We start from the raw sequence: 25481 nt of genomic DNA on the forward strand, positions 1-25481 counted from the left end.
CGCGGAGCACCGACGGTGCCACTGGGAGCAAGAGCCTCCCGGATGGTTCTCCGGGCACGGCGGGGAACCATCCGGCATCCGGATCCCCGCCGCGCCACCGTCCTCCGGCGGCGCGGCGGGGCGGTGCGGTCAGCGGCGGCCCACCGACTCCGTCTCGTTCCAGAAGGCGGTCAGCGCGCTCGCCGTGGTCTCGGGGGCCTCCACGTTGGGGGAGTGGCCGGCGCCGGGGACCACCAGACGCTTGGCCTCCAGCCGCTCGGCCATCCGATCCTGCTCCTCCAGCGGCCAGGCCTCGTCGTTCTCGCCGTACAGGACCAGCTTGGGGACGTCCACCCGAGCCAGCTCGTCCACGCGGTCAGGCGCGGCCAACAGCTCCTCGGCCATGTGCATCAGGCCCACGGGGCTGCTGGACAGCAGCCGCTCACGCAGGAGGCCGCGGATCTCGTGCTGGGGGGTGCGCGCCTGTGCCATGGCGTCGAACTGTTCCTCCCACAGCTCCCGGAGCCGCTCGGGGGTGGGGTTCCTGGACACGGCGGCGATGAGGTTGCGGGTCTCGTCCGCACCCGGTCCGCTCAGGGCGCCGGGACCCGAGCACATCAGGGTGAGGGAGACCAGCGGCGCCATCTCCACCAGCGCGGCCTCGCGCGAGACCAGCCCGCCGAAGGAGTGCCCCAGCAGGTGGACGGGGCCGCCGTCGCCGATCTGGTCCAGGACCTCGGCGACCACCGCGCCCAGGGAGGGCAGGCGGTAGTCCGGCCGCCGTACGCCGGACGGGGGTATGAGGGATTCCGGGCCCGGTGACTGGTAGGTGCCGGGCAGGTCGATAGCGACCACTTCCCGCCCGGCCTGGGCCAGGCTCTGGAAGAGGGCGATGAAGTCCTCCTTGCTGCCGGTGAACCCGTGCACCAGGACAGCGGGGGCCAGCTCGGGGCTGCCGGAGGTGGGCAGCGCCCGCAGGGCGGCCACCGGACCATACGACAGGGTCAGGTCCGCGCGTCGCACGCCCGGTGGCAGATCGATGAACTGAGGTGTACTCACGTCGGGCCACCCTAGACGATCGGTGACCCGGGCCGGTCGAACCCGGGCCGTGGCCGTAACCACGGCCACCGGCACCGCGGGGGAGGCGTGGTGCCCACCCCGCGCCGACAGCGGCGCCCATCCGTGCGGGCGCCCAGAAGGTCAGGTGTTCTCGGGGTCCCGTCGGGCGGCGCTGGCACCACCACGGGTACGGCGGCGTCGCCGGACCTTGCGGGTGCCCTCGTCTGAGGACCTGGTGCCCCCGTGGGAGGCGTCCGAGGACGCCGGGGCGCTGCCGCCCGCCTTCTCCGCCGAGCCCTCGGCTCCGGCCGTCTCCCGGCCGCCCCGGGTACGGCGGCGCGAACGGTTGCGGCTTCGGCCGCGCCCGCCTTCACCGCGTCCGCCCTCGGTGCGGCTCCGGTCGCGGCCGCGCCGGCCGCCCCGGTCGCTCCGGTCGCCGCGTGACACCCCGGTGTCGCCGATGTCCTCGATCTCCTCGGCTTCCAGGCCCGCGTGCTCGTCGCGCTTGCCCGCGGCCAGCCTGCCCTTGGTCCCAGCCGGGATCCGCAGCGCCTCGAAGAAGTGCGGCGAGGTGGAGTAGGTCTCCTCCGGCTCGAAGAACGGCAGGCTGAGGGCGCCGTTGATCAGCTTCCAGCGCGGCATCTCCTGCCAGTCCACGAAGGTGACGGCGGTGCCGCTGCGCCCGGCCCGGCCGGTGCGGCCGATGCGGTGCGTGTAGGTCTTCTCGTCTTCGGGCGTCTCGTAGTTGACCACGTGCGTGACGTCGTCCACGTCGAGCCCGCGGGCTGCCACGTCGGTGGCGACCAGGATGTTGATCTTGCCGTTGCGGAAGGCGCGCAGGGCGCGCTCGCGCTGGCTCTGTCCCAGGTCGCCGTGGACGGCCGCGACGGCGAAGCCGCGGGTCTTCAGGTCGCCCGCCACCCGGTCGCAGGCACGTTTGGTCTGGCAGAACACCATGCTCTGGCCGTGGTCCTCCGCCTGGAGCAGGCGGGAGAGCATCTCGATCTTGTCCATCTGGTGGGTGCGGAACGCGTGCTGCGTGATCTGCCCCGTGATGGCCGTTCCGTCGATCTCGTCGTCGTCGCCGGCCCGGACATGGGTGGGACGGCTCAGGTACTTGCGCGACAGGGTGACGATCTCGCTCGGCATGGTGGCCGAGAAGAGCATGGTCTGGCGCTCGTCCGGGATCTTGGTGAGGATGCGCTCGATGTCGGGCAGGAAGCCCAGGTCGAGCATCTTGTCGGCCTCGTCCAGCACCACCGCGGACGCCTCGTCCAGGCGCAGGTGCTTCTGGTTCTCCAGATCCAGCAGGCGGCCCGGGGTGCCGACGACTACGTCGACGCCCTCCTTGAGGCCGTTGACCTGCGGCTCGTAGGAACGGCCGCCGTAGACGGTCAGGATGCGGCCGCCGCTGCGCTTGCTGGCGGTGGTCAGGTCCGCGGCGACCTGGATGGCCAGCTCACGGGTGGGAACCACGACCAGGGCGCGGGGCCGCTTGCTCGATCCAGGTGCCTTCTGCGCCCACTGGAGCAGGGGAAGGCCGAAGGCCAGGGTCTTCCCGGTACCGGTCCGGGCCTGGCCGATGATGTCGCTGCCGTTCAGTGCGATCGGCAGGGCGAGCTCCTGGATGGGGAAGGGCTCGATGATCCCCTCCGCCTCCAGGGCGTCGGCGAGCTCGGTGCTCACGCCCAGATCGCGGAAGGTGGTCTTTGGTTTCGTGGTCTCTTCTGTGCTGCTCAGGACTCAAGCCTCCATCTTGGCGGGCCGCAACGTTGGCGTGGCCGCGGCGGGATGCGGTCGCGGTCGGCCCCTCGCCGCCGCGCGGGCGCGGCTCACCGATCGCCTCTCTCGAAGCGCTGCGGGTGGCGCAGCCCTGCCGGATCCGTGCGGCGCGGGGATTCCCCGCCGCGGATAGGGACCGTCCCCGTATTGGACGGGGAGCATCCGTGGTTCGTCGTTTTCTCGCGCGGTCCCTGCCACCGTGGTGGGGGCCGCACCTGTGTGGGCGCCATCTCCGCAACGTCGTCGCGTGGGAGATCCCCGCGTGTGTGAGGAGAGTTCGCGTCGGACGCACACGCCGGTCATCACACAGAGTCTAGCTGGTGACGCGCCAGGTGGACATAGCAGTTCACCGGGCTGTGGACGGCGTGGACCGTACCCGCTCCCAGCGAGTACAACCGTGTCAGCGGTTCGTTTAGTCCCCGGTTCGGTGTCCGGGCGGCCGGGCGATACTCTGACCGTCATGACCCAAGGCCCCTCCGCGAGCCCCGGCGTGATCGATCTGCTCGGGTTGCTCGCCTACGCCGAGCTCGGCTCCTTCTTCCGCCTCGCCGACGACGCGGGGCTGGCGCCGTCCCTGCGCTCGAAGGGGCAGCTGGCCGCGCTCGCCTCCACCGAGCAGGCGCACTACCAGGCGCTGCGGGGCCGGTTGGAGGAGCTGGGGACCGACCCCGAGGGGGCCATGGCGCCGTTCGTGGACCCGATGGACGCCTGGCACGCCCGGACCGCGCCGCAGAGCTGGCTGGAGAGCCTGGTCAAGACCTATGTCGGCGACGGCATCGCGGGGGACTTCTACCGCAAGCTCGCCGCGCTGGCCGACGAGGAGACGCGGAACCTGGTGGAGGGCGTGCTGGCCGAGAGCGGCCGGGCCGAGTTCGTCTCGGAGACGGTGCGCGCCGCGGTGGAGGAGGACCCCAAGTTGGCCGGGCGCCTGTCCCTGTGGGCCCGTCGCCTGGTCGGCGAGGCGCTCAGCCAGGCGCAGTCGGTGGCGGTGGCACGCCCCGAACTCGCCACGCTGCTGGCCAAGGGCTCCCGGACCTCCGCCGACGGTACTGGTCTGAGCGACCTCGCCGCGGTCAGCAGGATGTTCGCCTCACTCACCGATCGCCACGCGGACCGGCTCGAGGCGATGGGACTGACCGGCTGAGCCCGCCGGGGACCGGTTCCAGAACTTACGCACCTTTGACCCGGACTTGGAGTGCCTTGGTCAAGCGCGGGTAATATCCAACACTTCCGTGACGATCCATTGGTCGATGCCCGTAAAATCGATGAAGCTTCCGTCTCCTGACCACGCGAGTAGGTACTTCCATGCCCAGTGGGACCTCCGTGCGCCATCCGCTGGCCGGACTCACCCGTGACTTTCACCGGATCGGCCCCCTCGACGGTCCGGTCGAGCCCTGGATGTGCGCTGAACTGGACCAGCACGCCGCACAGGTGTGCGAGGGCATCGCCGCCTCCGGCAGCGAGCTCAACGCCCGCACCCTGGGTACCTATCTCCACGGCTTCCTCGACGGCTGCCTCGAACAGGGCTGGGACTCCGAAGCGGTCGAGTACGACTGGGAGACCCTCCGCGTCCTCGCCATCTGCCGACTGGCCAGGGATCGCGGTTTCGTCCGCTAGGTTGGTGACGTCCGTAGGCCGGTGTGGCCCACAACCCGAGCCCCTCGCGGCCACCAGCCCTGCCGGTTCTCCGGTGGAAACTCCGCGCCGGGCGTACGCTGAGAACGTACCGGCGACTCCACAGCTGCCGAGGCCGGCCCGACGCTTCGTGGCCGAACCAGGGCCCTGCGGAATGCAACGTGGGACTGACGGCGTTATGGAGGTCCGGAAATCGGACCGGCAGGCGCTGTAACTGGCGGAGCGGCCCGCAGAGCCGCAAGAAAGGAAGGCGAATGAGGAGCGGTCGGCATGGGGCGGCGCGCCCACCGGTCGGCGTCCTGGTTCAACAGGACCGCGTCGACTTCGCGCTTTTCGCACTGATCTTCGTCGTCGCACTGGCGTCGATGGTCTTCACCGGGCCGGGGAGTGTCGCCTTCTGGCTGGCCTTCCTCCCGATCATCGCCTCCGTGGTACTGGCCTTCCGGCGGGTTGAGCACCTCGCCCGCCTGGAACTGCGCGACTCCGAGTTTCTCTAGGCCGTTCTCGGAGCGCTGCCGGGGCCGGCCCCGTCGATACGGGAAAGCATCCGCGATAATACTTCCCCGGGACGCCGGCGGAATGCTCCGGGGCGGGGTACGGTGCACACGGCCGCGCACGACGAAGGGCGGGATCCGGACGGCCCCGCCCTCACTTGTGTCCGCGGCCGTGCCGCGCGGTCCGGCTAGGGGACGGTCGGCTCGCCGCCCCCGCCGCGGCGTGCGGACTGGGACGTGGCCCCCTCGCGTCGCTCCGCGCGCTCGGCGGCGGGGCGTTCCATGGCCGCCTCCCGTCCGGCGCGGTAACTGCTCTCCTCGCTGATCCGGCTGGTCTCACGCTCGGCCACGTCCAGCCAGCGGGCCCAGCGCGACCGCATCGGCTCGATCATGCCGCCGCCGACGCCGACGATGAGGATGCCGCCGACCGTGGCGAGGACCGCGATCAGGACCGGCATGGTCACGCTCACGGCGACGCCCATCTGGTTCAGTGCGGCGATGACACCGAGGGCCAGGATGAACACGGCCGCCACGTTGGCCAGGACCGGGCCATAGGACAGCCCGCCCAGCGCACCGGAGATGACGTCGCGGACCGCCTTGGCGATCATCGCGGCCACCACGACGATCACCAACGCGACGATGCCGCGCGGGATCCAGGCGATGACGTCGTTGAGCAGCGTACTGACCGGGTTCGGCCCGAAGACGTTGAACGCGAGCGTGAACACGAACAACAGTCCGACGTAGTAGATGATCTTTCCGCACAGCTCGCTGGCGCTCCAGTTGCTGCGCTCGAAGTACTCGCCCACACCCCCGCGGTGCAGCGCACGGTCCAGTCCGACGCTGTGCAGGCCCTTGGCGACCGCCTTGCCCACGAACCAGGCGATAAGCCAACCCAGGACCAGGATCACCAGGAAGCCGATCAGCAGCGGAACGAAGCTTGCCACCGCCTGCCAGGCCGTCATCAGTCCCTGACCCATGTCCATAACGTCTTCACCCCCAAATCGCTTGCTCCGCCGGGGATCCGAACAAGAACCAGGCGGATACGGCGAAGAGAAGCACGTTACTTCTCATTCCGCCGATACCCGGAGGGCGGCAATTGAATCGCTTGTCCCACATACGTTGATGCGATTACCTTTTCTTGGGAAATTCCTTGCCAAATTATGGGTGGGTGTTTCCCTTCGCTCCGTGACGAAAAGGACCCCCGGGCGCGCTCGGCGCCCGGGGGTCCTTTTTCGTGGAAGGGTTCAGTCCTGTTCCCCGGGTCTGCGGTGCAGGTCCCAACCGCTGATCCCGCGCCAGGCCAGGCGGGCCACGAGCTGCTCCGCGGCGTCCTTGGGTACGGAGCCGTGGTTGTTGAGCCAGTACCGGGCGCTGGTCTCGGCCATGCCGACCAGCCCTATACTCAGCAGGTGCGCCTCCTCGTCGGAGATGCTGGTGTCCTGCCGGATCACCGCGCCGATCAGCTCGGCGCAGCGCTGGAAGGTCTTCTCGCTCTTCTCCCGCACGGCGGGCAGGTTGCGCAGGTCGGACTCGAACACCAGGCGGAAGGCCTCGCCGTCACCGGCGACGAAGTCGAAGTAGGCGCGGAAGCTCGCGATGACGCGCTGGCGGTTGTCGGCGGTGCTCTCCAGAGCCTCGCGCTGCTTCTCGACCAGTACCTCGGAGTGCTCCTCGAGCAGAGCCAGGTACAGCTCCAGCTTGCCTGGGAAGTGCTGGTAGAGCACCGGCTTGCTGACCCCGGCGCGATCGGCGATCTCGTCCATCGCGGCCGCGTGATACCCGCGCGCGACGAAGATCTCCTGCGCCGCGGCCAGGAGTTGACGGCGGCGCCTGACCCGGGGCAGGCGAGTGCCCCGGGCGCGGGCGTCTGAAGGAGCTGTCACACCCACACCCTCCGAACTCGGCATGGCAGATGCACGCCATCACCGGACATCTGCGTGGCTAGTGCTGCCGGACGCGGCCAGTGGCGCGTTCCACAGCTTTCCCCTCATCTTACTCCGGCGTAAGTTCCCCGCGGGCAGGGTGCGGTCCGTCCGGGGACCGCGCGCCCCACTCGGGGAACCCGCCGAACAGGTGGTCAGCGGTGTGATCGGAGGCCGGACAAAAGCGAGGAAACAGATCCGGGCGCGGTCACCGCCGTTCGTCGTCATCGCCGCCGGCCTCGAGCGCCTGCTCCACCACGTCCGCCTCGGAGGCCAGTTCGAAGCTCTCCGCCGACGGGTCGTCCCATCCGTTCCCGGTGTCGTCGTCCCCGGCCGGTGTGCGCTGTTCGGCCGCGTCGGCCTCGGGCACCTCGTCGGTCCCAGGCGCCTCCGGGGCGGGGCCCCCGCCGTTGCCCGGGCGCTGCCTCGCGGAACGGTTCTCCTGTGCCACAGGGCCTCCCAACGTCGTCGCCGAGCGTACAGACAACCACTACCCACCGCCCGGTACGCGGAACCCGGCGGAATGAACCCGTGGGCGGTGTTGGTTGCTGCTGACAGGACGCGTGAGCGTGTGTGTGCTCCACACCTCCCAGGGGTGGGAATGGAAAACCCCACCCGTTAGGTTGGGTATGAGTGCAAGCACGCTTCGTACCTTCCGTCCCCTCGCCCGGTGTTCCCTCGGTAGGGGCGGTGTGAAGCAACCGAACAGACATGAGGAGTCACCGTGTCGCTGCCGCCGCTGGTGGAACCAGCTGACGAGCTGACCGTGGACGAGGTGCGCCGATACTCGCGTCACCTGATCATCCCCGACGTGGGCATGAGTGGGCAGAAGCGCCTGAAGAACGCCAAGGTCCTGGTCGTCGGCGCGGGCGGCCTGGGCTCCCCGGCGCTGCTCTACCTGGCCGCCGCGGGTGTGGGCACGCTCGGCATCATCGACTTCGACGTCGTGGACGAGTCCAACCTCCAGCGCCAGATCATCCACGGACAGAGCGACGTCGGCCGTCCCAAGGCCGAGTCTGCCCGGGACAGTATCAAGGAGGTGAACCCCAACACCCACGTGGTCCTGCACCAGGAACGCCTGGAGTCGGACAACGCGTTGGAGATCCTCGCCGACTACGACCTGATCCTGGACGGGACCGACAACTTCGCGACCCGCTACCTGGTCAACGACGCCTGCGTCATTCTGAACAAGCCGTACGTGTGGGGTTCCATCTACCGCTTCGACGGCCAGATCAGCGTCTTCTGGAACGAGTACGGGCCCCAGTACCGCGACCTGTACCCCGAGCCCCCGCCGCCCGGAATGGTGCCCTCCTGCGCGGAGGGCGGCGTCCTGGGCGTGCTGTGCGCCTCGGTCGGCTCGGTCATGGTCAACGAGGCCGTCAAGCTGATCACCGGCATCGGTGAGCCTCTGGTGGGCCGCCTGCTCATCTTCGACGCCCTGGAGATGTCCTGGCGCGAGGTCAAGGTCCGCAAGGACCCCGACACCGAGCCGGTCACCGAGCTCATCGACTACGAGGCGTTCTGCGGAGCCGTGTCGGAGGAGGCCACCGAGGCCGCCGCCGACGCCACGATCACCGCGGCCGAGCTCAAGGCGCTGCTGGACAACAAGCCCGAGGACATCTTCCTCGTGGACGTTCGCGAGAAGAACGAGTACGAGATCGTCAACATCCCGGGGGCCACGCTCATCCCCAAGGGGGAGTTCCTCAACGGCAAGGCGTTCGAGCAGCTGCCGCAGGACAAGCGCATCGTCCTGCACTGCAAGTCGGGCGTGCGCTCGGCCGAGGCGCTGGCGGCGGTGCACACGGCCGGGTTCTCCGACGCCGTCCACGTGGGCGGCGGCGTCCTGGCCTGGGTCAACCAGGTCGACCCGAGCCTGCCCTCCTACTAGGCCGGGCCGTTCGACCGGACCGGGTCGTTCCGGGGTTCCGCACAGGAGCGCGGGGCGGCGTCGGGAGACTTCTCCCGACGCCGCCCCGCGCTTTTGCGCGCTCCTCCTCGCGTGCCTGGTTCGGCCCGCGACTGGGTAAGGACCGTTCAGAGGCCGCCGACCGACCGCGGGCGGCGGCTCTGACGCTGGGAGGTGGCTCCATGCGACGGAAGGGACGTTGGGCGGACTGGGCGGCGATCCTCGTCGGTCTGGCCCTTGGGCTGAGCTGGCTCTGGCACGGGATGTACGGCTTCGGCGGGGGAGCGATGTTCGTCCTCGGCCTGGGGGCCATCCTGGCCGCCGTCATCTCCATCACCCGTCCGGGCGCGCTGTCGAGTGAGGTGGGGGTCCTCGCGATCGGTGCCTTGACGTTCGTGCTGCCGTGGCTGCTGGGCTTCGCGGACCTGCCCGCCGCCGCCTGGACGGCGTGGATCCTCGGCGTGGGCCTCGTCGCGCTGGGGGTGTTCGGCCTGATGAAGGCGGCCCAGGCCCGCAGGCGCGATCCCGGACTCGTCTGGGGCACGCACGCCAACGACGCCTCCGCCTGACCCGGCGCCCGTTCTCCGAGGCTCCGCCGGGCCCGGACCCTGTCGGCGGCCGCCGCTAGGCTGCGGGGGTGTTCACGAACGAGGAGGGCGGGCCGGACGACTACGCCGAGGAGGTCCTGGCGCTCGTCGAGCGGATCCCGCCCGGACAGGTGATGGCCTACGGCGACATCGCCGAGTACGTCGGCAGGGGAGGGCCCCGCCAGGTCGGCTCGGTCATGTCCTCCTGGGGCGGGGGAGTGCCCTGGTGGCGCGTGGTACGCGCGGACGGGCGCCCGGCCTCCGGGCACGAGGTCCGCGCGCTGTCCCGCTACGCGGCGGAGGGCACCCCGTTGCGCCGCGGGAGCGACCGCGTGGACATGCGGCGGGCCCGGTGGGGCGGGGGAAGCGGAGACTGAGCAGGTCCCTGTGGCAAGGATGACGTGCGGGATGGTCGCCAGCCTCTGGTGAACTGGTGGGGTGAACACATCTCCGTACCGTCTCGTGCGGCGCGCCCACCAGGTGCAGCCGCCGCCGGTGCTGGACGACAACCAGCGGCGCGTGGTCGAGCACGGGGGCGGCCCCCTCCTGGTGCTGGCCGGGCCCGGCACCGGCAAGACCACCACCGTCGTCGAGGCCGTCGTCGACCGCATCGACCACCGTGGCGTGGACCCCTCGCGTGTGCTCGTGCTCACCTTCAGCCGCAAGGCCGCACAGGAACTGCGCGAGCGCATCACCGCCAGGCTGCGCCGCACCACCCGCGAGCCACTGGCCCTGACCTTCCACAGCTACGCCTACGCCCTGATCCGCCGCGAGTTCCAGCGCATGGGCGACCTGCCGCCGCGCCTGCTCTCGGGGCCCGAGCAGCTGATGGAGGTCCGCGAGCTCCTCACCGGCGAATCCCTGGACGGCGCCGCGGACTGGCCCGAGCGCATGCGCCCCGCCCTGGAGACCCGGGGGTTCGCCGAGGAGCTGCGCGACTTCCTCATGCGCGCCCAGGAGCGCGGTATGGGACCGGCCGAGCTGGAGCGGCTGGGCCGCGAGCGCGACCGCGACGACTGGGTCGCCGCCGCCGGATTCCTGGACCGCTACACCGGGCGTTTCGACATCGCCCCCGTGCCCACGCTCAACTACGCCGAGCTGGTGCGGGTCGCCGCGAACCTGCTTTCCGACCCCGAGGTCCAGGAGCGCGAGCGCGCCGCGCACGAGGCCGTGTTCGTCGACGAGTACCAGGACACCGACCCCGCCCAGGAGGAGCTCCTGCGCGCCCTGGCCGGGGACGGCCGGGACCTGGTCGCGGTCGGCGACCCCGACCAGTCCATCTACGCCTTCCGGGGCGCCGAGGTCCACAACATCCTCGACTTCCCGGGCCGCTTCCCGACCGCGCGGCGCACCGAGGCCCCCGTGGTCGCGCTGCGCACCTGCCGCCGCAGCGGTCCGGTCCTGCTGTCGGCCTCGCGCGGCCTGACACGGCGACTGCCCGCGGTCGCCTCCGCCCGCGGCCACGTCAACGAGCACCGCGACCTGGTCCCCGCCGAAGGCCTCCCCGAGGGCGAGGTCCGCGTACTGCTGGCCGACAGCGCCTCCCAGGAGGCCGCGGCCATCGCCGACACCCTGCGCCGCGCCCACCTGGTCGACGGTGTCCCGTGGTCGGACATGGCCGTGCTGGTGCGCTCCTCCGCCCGCCAGCTGCCGGTGCTGCGCCGCGCCCTGGCCGCCGCCTCGGTCCCCGTCGCGGTCGGTGCCGACGACCTCCCCGTGGCGGCCGAACCCCTCGTGCGCCCCATGCTCGCGCTGATCCGTTACGGCCTGTCCCCGCAGGAACTGGACGACGAGGTCGCGCGCGAACTGCTCACCAGCCCTTTCGGCGAGGCCGACACGGTGCGGCTGCGCAGGCTCGTGCGGGCGCTGCGCCGTCTGGACCTGGACCGGGCCCAGGGCGCCGCTCCCGGGGAGGGGGAGGGCGCCGGTGCCTACCGGCCCGGCTCCCAGCTGCTCGTGGACGCCCTGCGCGATCCGGCCGAGCTCACCCTCGTCGAGCCGGAGATCGCCGCGCCCGCCACCCGCGTCGCCGAGGCGCTGCGCACCGTCCGCGACCTGTCCGCCAAGGGGGCCGACGCCGAACAGGTCCTGTGGGAGCTGTGGCGCGGCAGCGGCCTCGCGGACCGGCTGCTGCGCGCCAGTCTGGCCGGGGGCCGCCGGGGCGCGTCGGCGGATCGCGACCTGGACGCCGTGGTCGCCCTGTTCGAGAGCGCGGCCCGCTACTGCGACCGGCTGCCCCCGGGCAGCCCCGCCGGGTTCCTGGAGGACCTCGCCGCACAGGAGATCCCCGGCGACAGCCTCGCCGAGCGCGCGCCCGAGGGCGAGGCCGTGCGCATCCTCACCGCCCACCGCTCCAAGGGGCTGGAGTGGCGCCTGGTCGTGGTCGCCGGGGTCCAGGAGGGCGACTGGCCCGACCTGCGGCTGCGCGGCTCACTGCTCGGTGTGGAGGAGCTCGTCGACACCGACGCGCACTCCGCGGACTCCTCCGGCGCCGCCCTGGCCTCCAAGCTCCTGGACGAGGAGCGCCGCCTGTTCTACGTGGCCCTGACCCGTGCCCGCCGCACCCTGGTGGTGACCGCCGTGGGCGGTGAGGACACCGACGAGCGTCCCTCGCGCTTCCTCGCCGAGATGGGCGTCGGCGACCCCGAGCCCGTCAGCACCGGCCTGCGCTGGCTGTCCCTGCCCTCGCTCGTCGCCGACCTGCGCTCGGTGGTCACCGACCTAGGCGCACCCGAACCGCTGCGCGAGGCCGCCGCCACCCACCTGGCCCGCCTGGCGGAGGAGGGTGTGCGCGGCGCCGACCCCTCGGAGTGGTACGCGCTCACCCCCTTCACCGACGACCGCCCGCTGGCGGAGGCGGAGGACACCATCCGCGTCTCGCCGTCCCAGGTGGAGAGCTTCACCAACTGCCAGCTGCGCTGGCTCCTCGAACGCGCGGCCGGTGCCTCCTCCGGAGACTCCGCCTCGGCCCTGGGCACCGTCGTGCACGCCGTCGCCGTCCTGGTCGCACAGGGCAGTACTCCCGAGGAGATCAACGGACGCATGGACGAGATCTGGGCCGACCTGGACTTCGGCGGCCCCTGGCAGTCCAGGGCCCAGCGCGGTCGCGCCGACACGATGGTCCGCAAGCTCGTCGACTGGGAAGCGACCAACGACCGCGAGCTGGTCGTCACCGAGGAGGGGTTCCGGGTGGACGTGGGCGGCATCGAGATCACCGGCCGCGTGGACCGCCTCGAACGCGACGACCGGGGCCGCGCCGTGGTCGTGGACATCAAGACCGGCAGGAACAAGGCCGACGACCTGGCCCGCCACCCCCAGCTCGGCGTCTACCAGATGGCGGTCCTCAAGGGCGCCTTCGCCAAGCTCGACCTCACCGAGCCCGGCGGCGCCTCGCTCGTGCAGGTCGGCGAGAAGATCAAGAAGGTACGGGAACAACCCCAACCGCCCCTGGGCGACGACCCCGACCCCGGGTGGGCCGGGACCCTGGTGCGCGAGGTCGCCACCGGTATGGGCGGGTCCCGCTTCACCGCCACACGCAACAAGGGCTGTAGGTCGTGCGCCGTCCGCGCCTGCTGCCCGATCCAGGACGAGGGCAGACATGTCTGAAACCCAACCCCGCCAACCCCGCTCCCACCCCGAACCGAACCCCCGCCCCGGACCGGACTCCCAGCCCCGCCCCCCGCACCCCCTCCGCTTCTCCCCGTCGGAACTCGCCCGCCTCCTCGGTCAGCCGGAGCCCACCGCCGAGCAGTCCCAGGTCGTCTCCGCCCCCCTGGAACCCGGCGTGGTCATCGCGGGCGCGGGGTCGGGCAAGAGCGAGACCATGGCCTCCCGGGTGGTGTGGCTGGTGGCCAACGGCCATGTGCGCCCCGAGCAGGTCCTCGGCCTGACCTTCACCCGGAAGGCCACCGCGGAGCTGGCCGAACGCGTGCGCGGGCGCCTGGACCAGCTGCGCGCCACGGAACAGCTGCCCGAGGAGCTGCTCGACGGCGAGCCCACCGTGTCCACATACAACGCCTACGCCGGGCGCATCGTCTCCGACCACGCCCTGCGCGAGGCCGTCGAGCCCACCTCCCGCCTGCTCAGTGAGGGGCAGGCCTGGCAACTGGCCTCCCGGATCGTCGGCGAGTACGACGGCCCCATGGACCTGATCACGGTCGGAGCCGACACCGTCACCCGCCGGGTCCTGGACCTGTCCGGGCAGATCGCCGACCACCTCACCACCACCGAGCAGGTGCGCGGTATCGGCCGGTGGCTGCGGGCATCCGTCGACGCCCTGCCGCGCAGGCCCGCGGTGCCCACCCGCAACCTGCTCAACGCCCAGCTGCGCCGTGAGCAGCTCCTGCCGCTCGTGGAGCGCTACCAGCACGCCAAGCACGTCCGCGAGTCCATGGACTTCGGCGACCAGGTGTCCCTGGCCGCCCGCATCGCCCAGAACCACCCGGAGGTCGGCCTCATCGAGCGGGGCCGGTTCCGTGTGGTCCTGCTGGACGAGTACCAGGACACCAGCCACGCCCAGCTCGTGCTGCTGCGCGCCCTGTTCGGCGAGGGCCACGCGGTCACCGCCGTCGGCGACCCCTGCCAGTCCATCTACGGCTGGCGCGGAGCCGTCGCGGCCAACCTCAGCAACTTCCCCAACGACTTCCCGGCCGCCCCGGGCCGTGCCGCCCCCGTGCGTCGACTGGCCACCAGCTTCCGCAACGGTGAGCGTGTCCTGGAGGTCGCCAAGCACATCTCCGAACCCCTGCGCGCCGAAAGCCCCGAGGTGCCCGTCCTGCACCCCGGCCCGTCCCGGCGCGGCCGCGGCACCGTCCGCACCGGCCTGTTCGCCGGACAGCAGGAGGAGGCGGACTGGATCGCCGAGCAGGTTCTCGGATACCTTCGCGCCGACCCCGGCGGACCCGGCGGCGCCGAGACCGCGCCGGACGGGCTGCCCTGGCCCCCCGGTGAGTCCGGCGGCGCGGAGGACGGCGGGATCAGTCCGGGCGACGTCGCCGTGCTGTGCCGCAAGCGCTCCCAGTTCCCGGCACTGCGCGAGGCCCTGGAGAAACTCGACGTCCCCGTGGAGGTCGTCGGCCTGGGCGGGCTCATGATGGTGCCCGAGGTGCGCGACATCATCGCGACCCTGCGCGTGGTCCACGACGCCTCCGCGGGCAACGAGCTGGCCCGCATCCTCACCGGTCCGCGCTGGCGGATCGGACCGCGGGACCTCGCCGCGCTCGGCGCCCGGGCCGCCGAACTGGCCCGCCACACCCGGCGCGACCTCACCTCACCCGACCCCGGCGCGGCACCCGAGGACGACGTCCTGCGCCGCACCGTCCTGGACCTGACCGCTGAGAGCGGCAGCCTGGTGGACGCCCTGGACGACCCCGGCCCGGCCGAGAACTACTCCGAGGCCGCCCGCGAACGGCTCGGCCGGCTCGCTGAGGAGCTGCGCGTCCTGCGCAAGCTCATCGGTCAGCCGCTGCCGGACCTGGTCACCGAGACCGAGCGGATGCTCGGCCTGGACATCGAGGTGGGCGCCCGCATCGGCCGGGACCCGCTGTCCGCGCGCGCGGACCTGGACGCGTTCGTCGACCACGCGGTCCGCTTCGCGGGCAACAGCGAGGACCCCACGCTGGGCAGCTTCCTCAGCTACCTCAGGGCCGCCGCCGAGCGGGAGAGCGGTCTGGCCCCCGGGGAGCGCGTCGGCGGCAGCGACACCGTCAAGCTCATGACCATGCACGCCGCCAAGGGGCTGCAATGGCCCGTGGTGGTCGTGCCCGGTGTCAGCGGCGGCAAGTACGCCCCACTGTTCCCCACGAGCCTGTCCGAGGGCGACATGTGGATCAAGGGTGAGCACCTGCTGCCCTACCGGCTGCGCGGCGACCGCCAGAACCTGCCCGAACTCCTGACGGTCGACAAGTCGGGCATCGACGAGTTCAAGGCGGCCGAACAGGAGCGCCACCTGCTGGAGGAGCGGCGCCTGGCCTACGTCGCCGTCACCCGTGCCTCCTTCGCCCTGCTGTGCACCGGCCACTGGTGGGGGCGCGACGCCGCGAGCGAACGCGGGCCCTCGTCCTTCCTGGAGGAGGTCCGGCAGGCCTGTGAGGACGGTGCCGGGAAGGTCGTGCGCTGGGAGCCCCGTCCCGATCCCGAGGACAACCCCTATGAGGAGGAAGAGGACGACACGGCCGTGTGGCCGCCAGAGGAGGAGGCCGCCCCCGAGGACGGGCCCTCCGGGCGCCGTGCCGAGATCCTCGCCGGCGCCGACCTCGTCGAGCGTGCCCGCGCCCGCCTGCTGGCGGGGGAGACCGACCCGGAGGAGGAGGCCGCGCCGCCCTCCGGGCTGCGCCGTCGCCTGCGGGGCTGGGAACGCGACACCGAACTGCTGCTCGCGCACCGCCGCACCGAGGAGGCCGACAGGGGGGAGGGCCCCATCCAGGTCGAGCTGCCCGGACACCTGTCGGTGTCGTCCATGGTGTGGCTGGCACGCGACCCCTCCGCCCTGGCCCGGCAGATCCGTCGGCCGCTGCCCCGCCCGCCCGCGCCGCACACACGGCGCGGTACCGCCTTCCACGCCTGGCTGGAGCAGCGGTTCGGCCAACGCGCCGCCCTGCTGGACGAGCTCCCAGGCGCCGCCGACGAGACCGCGGGGGAGGACGAGGACCTCGCCGAGCTCCAGAGCCGCTTCGAGGAGAGCGAGTGGGGCTCGCGTGTCCCGGCGGAGGTGGAGGTGCCCTTCGAGACGGTCATCGGCGACCGGCTCATCCGGGGCCGCATGGACGCGGTCTTCCACGATCCCGGTACCGGACGCTACGACGTGGTGGACTGGAAGACCGGCAGTCCGCCCTCCGGCGACGCCGAGCGCCGAGCCGTGGGTGTGCAGTTGGCCGCCTACCGCCTGGCCTGGGCGGACCTCGCCGGGGTGGCGCTGGAGGAGGTGCGCGCCGCCTTCCACTACGTGCGGGCCGGGCTGACCGTGCGCCCGGCCGACCTGCTCGACGCCGAGGGCCTGGCCGCGCTCATCGAGGCCGTCCCCGAACCCGGGTGAGGGCGGGGCACCGGACCCGGCGGGAGAGCGGGGCGTCGATCCGTCCGGGGGAGGGCGCTGGGACCACTCCCAGCACCCTCCCCGTCACCGGTTCCGCCGTGCCGGCGGAACCGCTGACCGGTGCTCCGGCTCAGACCACGCCGAAGACGAATCCTCCGGGGGAGCGCGTGTCGTCCCCGAACAGGTACTCCCGTGCTGAGAGTACGAACTCCTGGCGGCTGATGAACCCGTCGTCGTCGGTGTCCACCCCCGCGAACCGCTCCTCGGCGTCGGCGGTCTCCGCACCGAGGGCGTCCGTGTAACGCAGGAACTCCTCCAGGCTGATCCGGTCGTCGCCGGCGATGTCGAGCAGGTCGAACACCGCCTCGGCCACGCTCTCCGCGGCGTTGAACCGGCTCCGGTCCTCCGACACCGCGTGCATGGCCCTGACGAACTCCTCCCGCTCCAGGCGCGCCTCCTCCACACCCGAGTGGCGCAGCAGTTCCTGCCAGAGCATCTGGTACGACGCCTGGACCGCCTGCGCCCGGCGCTCCTGCGGGTCCAGCCCGTACCCGGCGACGTAGCGATCCACGAGCCGCTGGTAGTCCGACCAGGTCACGAAGGTGTCGCTGTCGGAGTCGAGCACGTCGAAGAGCCGCCCGAACCTCTCGGTGATCGGGGCGGCGGGAACGGTGTCCACGGGGATTCCTCTCGTCGTTGGGCGGGCGCGCCCCGCCCCGTGCCCTTCGAGTCCTCCGCGGCCGAAAAGGTTCCCACCGACATCCATCCGGTGAGGTCGGACGCGGTGTCTCGGACGGTTCGTCCAGGTTCTAGGCTCGATTCCGACAAGGACGTCAAGGAAGGACGGGCCATATGGACGCACGCGCCTACATCGAGGCACACAGGGACGAGTTCCTCTCCTCCCTCAAGGAGTGGCTGGAAATCCCCTCGATCTCCGCTGACCCCGCGCACCACAGCGACGTGCGCCGATCCGCGCGGTGGCTCGCCGACCACCTCACCGCCACCGGGTTCCCCACCGTCGAGGTGTGGGATACCCCCGGGCTGCCCGCCGTGTTCGCCGAATGGCCCGCCGCCGACTCCGCCGCCCCCACCGTGCTGGTCTACGGTCACCACGACGTCCAGCCCGTCGACCCGGTCGCGGAGTGGGAGACCGACCCGTTCATGCCCACTGAGCGCGGCACCTCCCTGCACGCGCGCGGTGCCTCCGACGACAAGGGACAGGTGCTCTTCCACGCCCTCGGAGTGAGCGCCGCCCTGGCCGCGTCCGGGGCCGAGGCCCCGCCCGTCACGATCAAGCTGTTCGTGGAGGGTGAGGAGGAGTCGGGGTCGGTGCACTTCGCCGAGCTGATGCGGGCCAACCGCGAACGTCTGGCCTGTGACGTCGCCGTCATCTCCGACACCACCATGTGGGCCGCCGACACCCCGTCCATGTGCGTGGGCATGCGCGGTGTCACCGACGTCGAGATCAGCCTGTACGGCCCCGAGCGCGACCTGCACAGCGGCTCCTTCGGCGGTGCGGTCCCCAACCCGCTCAAGGCCATGAGCGATCTGCTGTCGGGCCTGCACGACGAGGACAACCACATCGCCGTCCCCGGGTTCTACGACGGGGTGGTCGAGGCCAGCCAGGCCGAGCGCGACCTCATCGCCCTGCTGCCCTTCGACGAACGCGAGTGGCTGGCCACCGCCGCCTCCACCGCCGCCTGGGGTGAGAAGGGGCACACCACGCTGGAGCGTATCTGGCTGCGCCCGACCGCCGAGATCAACGGCATGTGGGGCGGCCACACCGGCTCGGGAGGCAAGACCATCGTCCCCCGCTCCGCGCACGCCAAGGTCAGCTTCCGCCTGGTCCCCGGCCAGGAGCCGCTGCACGTGCAGGAACGCGTCCGTGCCTACGTCGAGGCCAACACCCCCGAGGGGATGCGCTCCGAGGCGGAGTTCAGCGGCCCCGGCGTGCGCGCCTGCGCCTCCGACCTGTCCTCCACCGCCCTGAAGGCCGCCCGTTCGGCCATGGAGCGCGCCTTTGGCACGCAGGTCCTGTTCACCCGCGAGGGCGGCAGCGGCCCCGAGGCCGACATCGCCGACATCCTCGGGGCCCCGCTGGTGTTCGTCGCCGTCGGCCTGGACGAGGACCGCATCCACGCCCCCAACGAGAAGGTGGAGATCCCCCTGTTGCTCAAGGGCGCCGAGAGCGCCGCCTACCTGTGGGAGGAGCTCGGGACCGTCGGCCTGACGGAGCCCACCCGCTGAACACGCCCGTCGGGAGCGGCGGAGGACGGCGAGGGGCGTACGCCGCTCCCGAGGACCGGATGCGCGCGGTCGCCACCGGTGTTACTCCTGTAGACACGGACCGCGCCCGGCGGCTCGCCAACCCCGGAAGGACCCATGGACGCTGACGCGACTCCCTCCCTGTCCCGCTTCTCCGTCGATCCCGTCGCGCACCGGCGCCTGGACGACTCATGGCTGGCCGAGGTGTGGGCGGACCCCGGATCGCGGGTCCTGGTTCTGGAGGGCGGCGATCCCGGCAGCCACGGCTGGCGGGCGCTCATGGCCAAGCAGTCCAGGGCCCTGGTCACCACCGGTCCCGCTCCCGAGCTCGTGTTCACCTCGCCCCAGGAGGCGCCCGAGGGCGATCGCTACCTGCTCGGTACCGACGGCGAGCACGCCTACTTCGCGGTGCGCTCGACCCGGGAGCTGCCCGCCGCGCCGCACGCCGAGCCCGCGTCCCTGCGCGAGGTCGGCGCCCTGCTCGACGACCGCGACACCGGTCTGCTGACCCGGGCCGTCGCCCTGGCCAACTGGAACGCCACCCACGGCTTCTGCCCCCGCTGCGGCTCACCCACCGTCCAGGCGGCCGCCGGGCACGTGCGCGTGTGCGAGAAGGAGGGCAGCGAGCAGTACCCCCGGATGGATCCGGCGGTGATCATGCTGGTGCACCGCGAACGCGACGGGCGCGAGGAGATACTGCTCGGCAACAACCCCAGGTGGAAGGCCCACCGCTTCTCCGTGCTGGCCGGGTTCGTCGACGCGGGGGAGTCACTGGAGCAGGCCGTGGTCCGCGAGGTCGCGGAGGAGGTGGGGATCGTGGTCGAGCGGCCGCGCTACCTGGCGTCCCAGCCCTGGCCGTTTCCACGCAGCCTGATGGTGGGCTACACGGCGCGAGCCGTGGGCGAGACCGAGCGCACCGACGACGAGATCGCCGTCGCCCGCTGGTTCACCCGCTCCGAGCTGGCCGAGGCCGTGTACTCCGAGGAGGTCGCGCTGCCCGGCCGGGTGTCGATCGCCCGCACCCTCATCGAGCACTGGTACGGCGCCGAGCTCCCCGGCAGCTGGTGACCGGTCCGGCCGGGCCGCTGCCCAGCGCCTGCCCGGTGAGCGCTCGCCGACCTCCCGGGGGGCGACGGGGAACCGCTGGTGCCGTGGTGGATCCCCCTAAGGCGTCTCGGACGAGGAGTTCAGCTCCTCGGGCAGGGCGGTGAGGGGACTCGTGCTGCTCTCCACCACCTCCCGCGCCAGTTCGGCCACCTTCCTGCCGCGCGAGCGCGCCGAGGAGCGCAGCCGCTCGAAGGCCTCGCGGGGCTCCATCGTGTGCCGCTCCGCCAGGACCCCGATGGCCTGCTCCACCACCACGCGCGAGTGCAGGGCGTGCTCCAGCTGAGCGATGGTGTGCCGCAGCCGGTCCACCTCGGAGGCCCCTTCCGGAGCGCGGCCGGGCGCCTGCGCGCGCGGAAGCCGGATCGCCGACTCCCCGGACAACAGGTCCGCCAGGACCATCGCACTCACCAGGTCGGGCAGCTCCTCGCCGCCGTCCACCCGCCACCCCGTCGGGGTGCGGCGGACCACGCCGACGTCCACAGTGTCGGCGACCGCTATGTCATGGGACCTCATGTCCTCCCCCAACTCAACACTCCCCGTCGTCATCATCCGAGCCCTTCACGACCCGAGCGCCGTCGGAGGTGCGCCGCCGGAGGCGGGCCCCACGACGCGAACGGTGGTCGCGCCCGGGTAAGGGCACGACCAGTGGTCCGCGTCCGTCCTACGACAGCTCGGCCAGTTTCTGCCTCACCTGAGCGAGAGACGGGTTGGTCATCGCCGACCCGTCATCGAAGACCAGCGTCGGGACCGTCTGGTTCCCTCCGTTGACCTCCGTCACGAGTTCCGCGGCCTCGGGGTGCTCCTCGATGTTCACCTCACGACCGGTGATCCCCTCACGGGAGAGCTGGCTCTTGAGCCGCTTGCAGTACCCGCACCACGGGGTGGTGTACATCGTGAACTGTCCAGTCGCAGTGCTCGTCATCTCGCTCACGTCCTTTTCCGTCTACGGTCGGTGGTTGCGTCCGGTCATCCCAACACCGAGAGGACCGAACCGCTTCCCGCGGCCGTGCGACACAACGTGTGACGCCTCACAAGCCCAACTGGTTCCGGAAACTCTGGTGTGTCACGTGACCTGCGGTTCGTCGGGGGCGGAGGCCGATCCGCTCCCCGGCACGGCCGATACTTGAGAGACTGGTCCGCCAGACCCACACGCCCCGACCCGATGCAGGAGCACCATGGACCCCGACCGCGTCCTGGAGGGACTGGACCCGGAGCAGACCCAGGCGGCGCGCGCCCTGCGCGGCCCCGTGTGCATCCTGGCCGGTGCCGGAACAGGGAAGACCCGTGCCATCACCCACCGCATCGCGTACGCGGTCGCCAGCGGGGTGGTCTCCGAGCAGCAGGTCCTCGCGGTCACCTTCACAGCCCGCGCCGCCGGTGAGATGCGCGGACGCCTGCGCGGCCTGGGCGCTCCCCGTGTGCAGGCACGCACCTTCCACGCGGCCGCCCTACGGCAGCTGGCCTTCTTCTGGCCGCAGGTCGTCGGCGGTGAGAAACCCACTCTCATCGAGAGCAAGATCCAGGCCGTCTCCCGCGCCGCCCACTCGGTGGGCCTGCAACCCGACCGCGCCGGCCTGCGTGACCTGGCCAGCGAGATCGAGTGGGCCAAGGTCACCCAGGTGCGCCCCACCGACTACGACAAGGCCGTGGTCAAGGCGGGCCGCCAGGCCCCGATGCCCGTGGGCGAGGTGGCCCGCGTCTTCGAGGCCTACGAGGAGCTGCGCCGCGAGCACAACCTGCTCGACTTCGAGTCGATGCTCGAGCTCACCGCGGGCATGATCAACGAGTACCCGGCCATCTCCCAGCGCGTGCGCGACCAGTACCGGTACTTCGTCGTCGACGAGTTCCAGGACGTCAACCCGCTCCAGCGGCTCCTGTTGGACGCGTGGCTGGGTGACCGCGACGACCTGTGCGTGGTGGGGGACCCCAGCCAGACCATCTACTCCTTCGCGGGCGCCACCCCCAGCTACCTGACCGGGTTCTCCGCCCGCTATCCGCATTCCACCGTGGTCGAGCTGGTACGCGACTACCGCTCCACCCCCCAGGTGGTGCGGGTGGCCAACCACGTCATCGCCCAGGCGCGCGGCACCGCCTCCGCCCAGCACCTGACCCTCCAGGCGCAGCGCCCCGACGGTCCCGACGCCATGTACCAGGAGTACGAGGACGAACCCGCCGAGGCCACCGGGGTCGCCCGCAAGATCAGCGTCCTGATGGAGGGCGGCACCCCGGCCAGCCAGATCGCGGTGCTGGTGCGCACCAACGCCCAGTCGGCCGCCCACGAACAGGCCCTGGCCGACGAGGGCGTGCCGTTCACCATGCGCGGCAGCGCCCGCTTCTTCGAGCGCCCCGAGATCAAACAGGCCGTGCACACCCTGCGCGGCGCCCGGCACGGAGCGGCGGGCGAGGAACCCGAACCCCTGGTGCGCACGGTCCGCCAGCTGCTCGGCCAGCTCGGCCTGACCGAGAGCGCGCCCGAGGGCCGCCAGGCCCGCGAGCGCTGGGAGTCGCTGTCCGCGCTCGCCCAGCTGGCCGAGGACATGGCCGCCAAACCGCGGCCCGACGGCCGTCCGGTGACCATGGCCGACCTCGTGGACGAACTGGACGTGCGCATGGCCACTGAGCACGCGCCCGGCTTCGAGGGAGTCACCATCGCCTCCCTGCACTCCGCCAAGGGCCTGGAGTGGGACGCCGTCTTCCTGGTCGGCCTCACCGAGGGCATGATGCCGATCATCTACGCCGAGACCGACGAGCAGGTGGAGGAGGAGCGCCGCCTGTTCTACGTGGGCGTCACCCGGGCCCGTGAGCGCCTGATGATGTCGTGGTCGCTGGCCCGGTCGCCCGGGGGCAGGAAGACCCGTAGGCCCTCACGGTTCCTGGACGGGCTGCGGCCCGCCTCCCCGTCCACCTCCACACGGCGTGCCGAGCGGCGCAAGGGCGGAGTGACCCGCTGCCGGGTGTGCGGGACCACCCTCACCGACGCGGCCGAGCGCAAGCTGGGCCGCTGCCTGGACTGCCCGTCCAACTACGATGAGGCACTGCTGGAGCGGCTTCGCGACTGGCGCCGTACGAGCGCGCAGGCACAGAAGGTGCCCGCCTACGTGATCTTCACCGACGCCACCCTCCAGGCCATCGCCGAGCAGGAGCCCACGAGCCTCACCCAGCTCTCGGCCGTGTCCGGTGTCGGCTCCATGAAGCTCGATCGCTACGGTGATGCGGTACTCGCGCTGGTGGCCGGCGCCGACCCGGCGGACCTCATGGACGATCCGGCGGAAGAGAACGGGGAGGAAACAGCGGATGAGTGAACGCGCCGACGCACAGCTGCGGGGACAGTCCCTCGCCGACCTGCTGACCGTCCTGGACCTGGAGCAGATCGAGGACAACATCTTTCGGGGCAGCAGCCCCACTGAGGGCCCGCAGCGTGTCTTCGGAGGCCAGGTCGCCGGGCAGGCGCTGGTCGCGGCGGGGCGCACCGTCCCCGCCGAGCGCTACGTGCACTCCCTGCACGCCTACTTCATCCGCCCCGGCGATCCCTCGGCGCCGATCGTCTACGAGGTGGACCGGGTCCGCGACGGGCGTTCGTTCACCACCCGCCGGGTGGTGGCCATCCAGCACGGTAAGCCGATCTTCACCCTGTCAGCCTCCTTCCACAAGGAGGAGCCGGGGCTGGACCACCAGATCCCGATGCCCGACGTCCCGCCGCCGGAGGACCTGCCGAGCACGCGCGAACGCCTCCAGGACTCGTTCGGAAAGGTGCCCGGGTTCGTGCGCTGGCATCCCATCGAGCTGCGCCCGGTGGGCCCCATGTCCTATGAGGCCGAGCGCGATCCGCGGCTGCGCACCGCGAACAACCCGGTGTGGCTGAAGGTGGACGGCAAGCTGCCCGACGACCGGCTGTCCCATGTGTGCCTGATGACCTACGCGTCGGACATGACCCTGCTGGACACCGTGCTGCTGCGGCACGGCCGGTCCTTCGCGGGCATCTCCATGGCAAGCCTCGACCACGCGATGTGGTTCCACCGGCCCTTCCGCGCCGACGAGTGGCTGTTGTACGCGCAGGAGGCCCCGAGCGCGCAGGGTGCGCGCGGACTGGCGCGCGGCCTGGTGTACACACGCGACGGTGAGCTCGTGTGCTCGGTGGTGCAGGAGGGGCTGATCCGTGTGGTGGACGCCGAGGGGTGGTCCGACGCCCTGACCGATCCGGACGGCTTCGGCTGACGCGATCCCGCGGGGAACACGATCCCCCGGCGCGCACGAGGCCCCGGCCACCGCGGGTGGCTGGGACCTCGTGCGCTTCGTGGGCCGGACCCACGGGGAGATGGAGGCGTGGTTGCCGTGTGGCAACGCTCCCAGGGGCCGCTCCATTCCCGTGAACCCGTGGCCGGATGCGGACGTTTTCGCAGGTCAAAAATAGGTTGCTCACTTTCTGGGGCAGTCATAGTCTGTACACCGTCGCAATGACCGCTCCCGGCGCGGGTGAGAGATTCCCGCCGCCCGACCGTGAAGGAGGTGCCTGATCCAATGACGAGCACTATCGCAACCACCGGCTTCAATGCCGTCTCTGCCATGCCGTCGCGCCAGCTGTCCCTGACGGCTGTTTCGGGCATCGCCCTGGACGGTCATGTGCGTGGCTCCGCCGCGTCCGGCGAGTGCGCCACCACTGGTACCGGCGTGGGCACCGGCGGAACCACCGGTGGGTTCGGAGGCCTCGGCTTCCGTCTCCCGCTGTTGGGGTCCCGGGTCGAGCAGCCCGGCAACGGCAGTGGTGTGCCCGCCGAGCTCGAGCTTGTCCTTGACCGCGACAAGTCCATGGCGGAACACGCAGAAGCTACCCGGCGCCGTTACGGCGCATCGGGGGAGTGTCCACGGAGGATTCCGGCCTAGAGCAGGACAGGCCGAGAGTTTCGACCGTGGCCGCGGACCCCGACACAGGGGCCGCGGCTTTCTTTGTATCTCCGTTCGTTTCCTCGTCCCCCAGGGATGGGGGAAGACGGCGGCATCGCAAGTCCAGGTCCCTCACCGGACCGGTTCCGGTGGACGATCACCGACCGCGTTGTACGAAACGATCAAAGATCTTGGAGGGCACCGATGCTTGCGTCGGTCCTGGAAACGCCCTGGCTGTCCGACACCGAAGTTCCCTGCCGCATGGAGCCCGACCTGTTCTTCGCCGAGGCGCCCGCCGATGTCGAGGCGGCCAAGGCCGTCTGCGGCTCGTGCCCCGCCCGTGAGCAGTGCCTGGCTGACGCGCTGGAGCGCAGGGAACCGTGGGGTGTCTGGGGCGGGCAGCTGCTCGTCTCCGGGCAGGTCGTGGCGCGTAAGCGCCCCAGGGGCCGCCCCCGGAAGAACCCCGCTCCGGTCGCGGCCTGACAGAGCCCGGACAGAAGACCTCCGAAGCACACAACCCCGAAGGACTGAAGACGGATGACGATGCTGGAGATCATGCGTGTGGTCGAGATGGCGGACGTCGAGACGCGGCACGTGCAGGACAGGAAGCTCACCGCCCGGCAGCTGCGCGCCCGCCAGCGCGAGGAACGCCGGATGGGACGGGGGCTCATGGAAATCGCGTGGTCACGTCTGTGTTGACGCTTCGCCCGGTAGCGGCGACGGGGCGCCCGGCGTCCTGACCTGACCCGGACCGAGGCCGGACGGGACCCTTTTGTTGGGTAACCGTCTGGCCTCTTTCGTATATCAAAACGACAAACCAAGGGCTACGAA

Annotated in this window: 23 protein-coding genes; 15 read left to right on the plus strand and 8 right to left on the minus strand. The window is 71.4% G+C overall.

Annotated elements, in window-relative coordinates; translation table 11 throughout:
• Nucleotides 1-129: 129 nt before the first annotated feature.
• Nucleotides 130-1038, minus strand: coding sequence for an alpha/beta fold hydrolase (locus tag AC0T5L_RS00940; protein WP_476163378.1), 909 nt, complete (start codon nucleotides 1036-1038; stop codon nucleotides 130-132).
• Nucleotides 1039-1179: 141 nt separating this feature from the next.
• Nucleotides 1180-2724 (minus strand): DEAD/DEAH box helicase, encoded by a 1545-nt coding sequence (locus tag AC0T5L_RS00945; protein ID WP_476163379.1) that lies wholly within the window; start codon nucleotides 2722-2724, stop codon nucleotides 1180-1182.
• A 556-nt stretch (nucleotides 2725-3280) separates the two neighbouring features.
• Between AC0T5L_RS00945 and AC0T5L_RS00950 the strand changes: the two genes are divergently transcribed.
• The 3 genes from AC0T5L_RS00950 (at nucleotide 3281) to AC0T5L_RS00960 (ending at nucleotide 4952) form a co-directional block, all read left to right on the plus strand.
• Nucleotides 3281-3964 carry a ferritin-like fold-containing protein gene (locus tag AC0T5L_RS00950; protein ID WP_476163380.1) on the plus strand — a complete coding sequence of 228 codons (684 nt, stop codon included), beginning with the start codon at nucleotides 3281-3283 and terminating at the stop codon, nucleotides 3962-3964.
• A 161-nt stretch (nucleotides 3965-4125) separates the two neighbouring features.
• Complete coding sequence (locus AC0T5L_RS00955) at nucleotides 4126-4437, plus strand: DUF6401 family natural product biosynthesis protein (RefSeq protein ID WP_476163381.1); 312 nt, start codon at nucleotides 4126-4128, stop codon at nucleotides 4435-4437.
• Nucleotides 4438-4709: 272 nt separating this feature from the next.
• Nucleotides 4710-4952, plus strand: coding sequence for a hypothetical protein (locus AC0T5L_RS00960; RefSeq protein WP_476163382.1), 243 nt, complete (start codon nucleotides 4710-4712; stop codon nucleotides 4950-4952).
• Between the two features lie 185 nt (nucleotides 4953-5137).
• On the opposite strand, the gene AC0T5L_RS00965 is transcribed toward AC0T5L_RS00960, so the two are convergent.
• The 3 genes from AC0T5L_RS00965 to AC0T5L_RS00975 all read right to left on the minus strand — a co-directional run bounded on the left by AC0T5L_RS00965 (nucleotide 5138) and on the right by AC0T5L_RS00975 (nucleotide 7322).
• On the minus strand, nucleotides 5138-5932 hold the full coding sequence (locus tag AC0T5L_RS00965) for a mechanosensitive ion channel family protein (protein ID WP_476163383.1): 795 nt from the start codon (nucleotides 5930-5932) through the stop codon (nucleotides 5138-5140).
• A 261-nt stretch (nucleotides 5933-6193) separates the two neighbouring features.
• Nucleotides 6194-6832: a TetR/AcrR family transcriptional regulator gene (locus AC0T5L_RS00970; RefSeq protein WP_476163384.1), complete on the minus strand. Its 639-nt coding sequence runs from the start codon at nucleotides 6830-6832 to the stop codon at nucleotides 6194-6196.
• A 247-nt stretch (nucleotides 6833-7079) separates the two neighbouring features.
• Complete coding sequence (locus AC0T5L_RS00975; protein WP_476163385.1) at nucleotides 7080-7322, minus strand: hypothetical protein; 243 nt, start codon at nucleotides 7320-7322, stop codon at nucleotides 7080-7082.
• 273 nt (nucleotides 7323-7595) lie between these two features.
• Here AC0T5L_RS00975 and moeZ point away from each other — a divergent pair, with 273 nt between their 5' ends.
• The 5 genes from moeZ to AC0T5L_RS01000 all read left to right on the plus strand — a co-directional run bounded on the left by moeZ (nucleotide 7596) and on the right by AC0T5L_RS01000 (nucleotide 16397).
• Nucleotides 7596-8759: an adenylyltransferase/sulfurtransferase MoeZ gene (gene moeZ, locus AC0T5L_RS00980; protein WP_476163386.1), complete on the plus strand. Its 1164-nt coding sequence runs from the start codon at nucleotides 7596-7598 to the stop codon at nucleotides 8757-8759.
• Nucleotides 8760-8959: 200 nt separating this feature from the next.
• The gene (locus tag AC0T5L_RS00985) at nucleotides 8960-9346 is read left to right on the plus strand and encodes an SPW repeat domain-containing protein (protein ID WP_476163387.1); all 387 of its coding nucleotides are present in this window, start codon (nucleotides 8960-8962) and stop codon (nucleotides 9344-9346) included.
• A 68-nt stretch (nucleotides 9347-9414) separates the two neighbouring features.
• Complete coding sequence (locus AC0T5L_RS00990) at nucleotides 9415-9741, plus strand: MGMT family protein (RefSeq protein ID WP_476163388.1); 327 nt, start codon at nucleotides 9415-9417, stop codon at nucleotides 9739-9741.
• Nucleotides 9742-9826: 85 nt separating this feature from the next.
• On the plus strand, nucleotides 9827-12970 hold the full coding sequence (locus tag AC0T5L_RS00995) for an ATP-dependent helicase (protein WP_476163419.1): 3144 nt from the start codon (nucleotides 9827-9829) through the stop codon (nucleotides 12968-12970).
• Nucleotides 12963-16397 (plus strand): ATP-dependent helicase, encoded by a 3435-nt coding sequence (locus AC0T5L_RS01000; protein ID WP_476163389.1) that lies wholly within the window; start codon nucleotides 12963-12965, stop codon nucleotides 16395-16397. The genes AC0T5L_RS00995 and AC0T5L_RS01000 overlap by 8 nt, the downstream gene beginning before the upstream one ends.
• 130 nt (nucleotides 16398-16527) lie before the next feature.
• Here the strand turns inward: AC0T5L_RS01000 and AC0T5L_RS01005 are convergent, their stop codons facing one another.
• Nucleotides 16528-17076, minus strand: coding sequence for an EF-hand domain-containing protein (locus AC0T5L_RS01005; RefSeq protein ID WP_476163390.1), 549 nt, complete (start codon nucleotides 17074-17076; stop codon nucleotides 16528-16530).
• Between the two features lie 173 nt (nucleotides 17077-17249).
• Between AC0T5L_RS01005 and AC0T5L_RS01010 the strand changes: the two genes are divergently transcribed.
• Entirely contained in the window at nucleotides 17250-18644 is a 1395-nt protein-coding gene (locus AC0T5L_RS01010) for a dipeptidase (protein ID WP_476163391.1), read from the plus strand.
• 135 nt (nucleotides 18645-18779) lie between these two features.
• Nucleotides 18780-19730, plus strand: coding sequence for an NAD(+) diphosphatase (gene nudC, locus AC0T5L_RS01015; protein WP_476163392.1), 951 nt, complete (start codon nucleotides 18780-18782; stop codon nucleotides 19728-19730).
• 96 nt (nucleotides 19731-19826) lie between these two features.
• Here the strand turns inward: nudC and AC0T5L_RS01020 are convergent, their stop codons facing one another.
• Both AC0T5L_RS01020 and AC0T5L_RS01025 read right to left on the minus strand, forming a co-directional pair.
• Nucleotides 19827-20282, minus strand: coding sequence for an ANTAR domain-containing protein (locus tag AC0T5L_RS01020; RefSeq protein WP_476163393.1), 456 nt, complete (start codon nucleotides 20280-20282; stop codon nucleotides 19827-19829).
• Between the two features lie 148 nt (nucleotides 20283-20430).
• Nucleotides 20431-20691, minus strand: a complete 261-nt coding sequence (locus AC0T5L_RS01025; RefSeq protein WP_476163394.1) for a mycoredoxin — start codon at nucleotides 20689-20691, stop codon at nucleotides 20431-20433.
• Between the two features lie 253 nt (nucleotides 20692-20944).
• Between AC0T5L_RS01025 and AC0T5L_RS01030 the strand changes: the two genes are divergently transcribed.
• The 5 genes from AC0T5L_RS01030 to AC0T5L_RS01050 all read left to right on the plus strand — a co-directional run bounded on the left by AC0T5L_RS01030 (nucleotide 20945) and on the right by AC0T5L_RS01050 (nucleotide 25349).
• Nucleotides 20945-23071, plus strand: a complete 2127-nt coding sequence (locus AC0T5L_RS01030; RefSeq protein ID WP_476163395.1) for an ATP-dependent DNA helicase UvrD2 — start codon at nucleotides 20945-20947, stop codon at nucleotides 23069-23071.
• Nucleotides 23064-23984 carry an acyl-CoA thioesterase II gene (tesB, locus tag AC0T5L_RS01035; protein WP_476163396.1) on the plus strand — a complete coding sequence of 307 codons (921 nt, stop codon included), beginning with the start codon at nucleotides 23064-23066 and terminating at the stop codon, nucleotides 23982-23984. The genes AC0T5L_RS01030 and tesB overlap by 8 nt, the downstream gene beginning before the upstream one ends.
• Before the next feature lie 303 nt (nucleotides 23985-24287).
• Complete coding sequence (locus AC0T5L_RS01040; RefSeq protein WP_476163397.1) at nucleotides 24288-24650, plus strand: hypothetical protein; 363 nt, start codon at nucleotides 24288-24290, stop codon at nucleotides 24648-24650.
• Between the two features lie 204 nt (nucleotides 24651-24854).
• The gene (locus AC0T5L_RS01045; RefSeq protein ID WP_476163398.1) at nucleotides 24855-25133 is read left to right on the plus strand and encodes a WhiB family transcriptional regulator; all 279 of its coding nucleotides are present in this window, start codon (nucleotides 24855-24857) and stop codon (nucleotides 25131-25133) included.
• A gap of 54 nt (nucleotides 25134-25187) precedes the next feature.
• Nucleotides 25188-25349 (plus strand): hypothetical protein, encoded by a 162-nt coding sequence (locus tag AC0T5L_RS01050; protein WP_476163399.1) that lies wholly within the window; start codon nucleotides 25188-25190, stop codon nucleotides 25347-25349.
• The last annotated feature ends 132 nt before the right edge of the window (nucleotides 25350-25481 follow it).

The organism is Nocardiopsis sp. TRM 82005 (genome assembly GCF_056312425.1).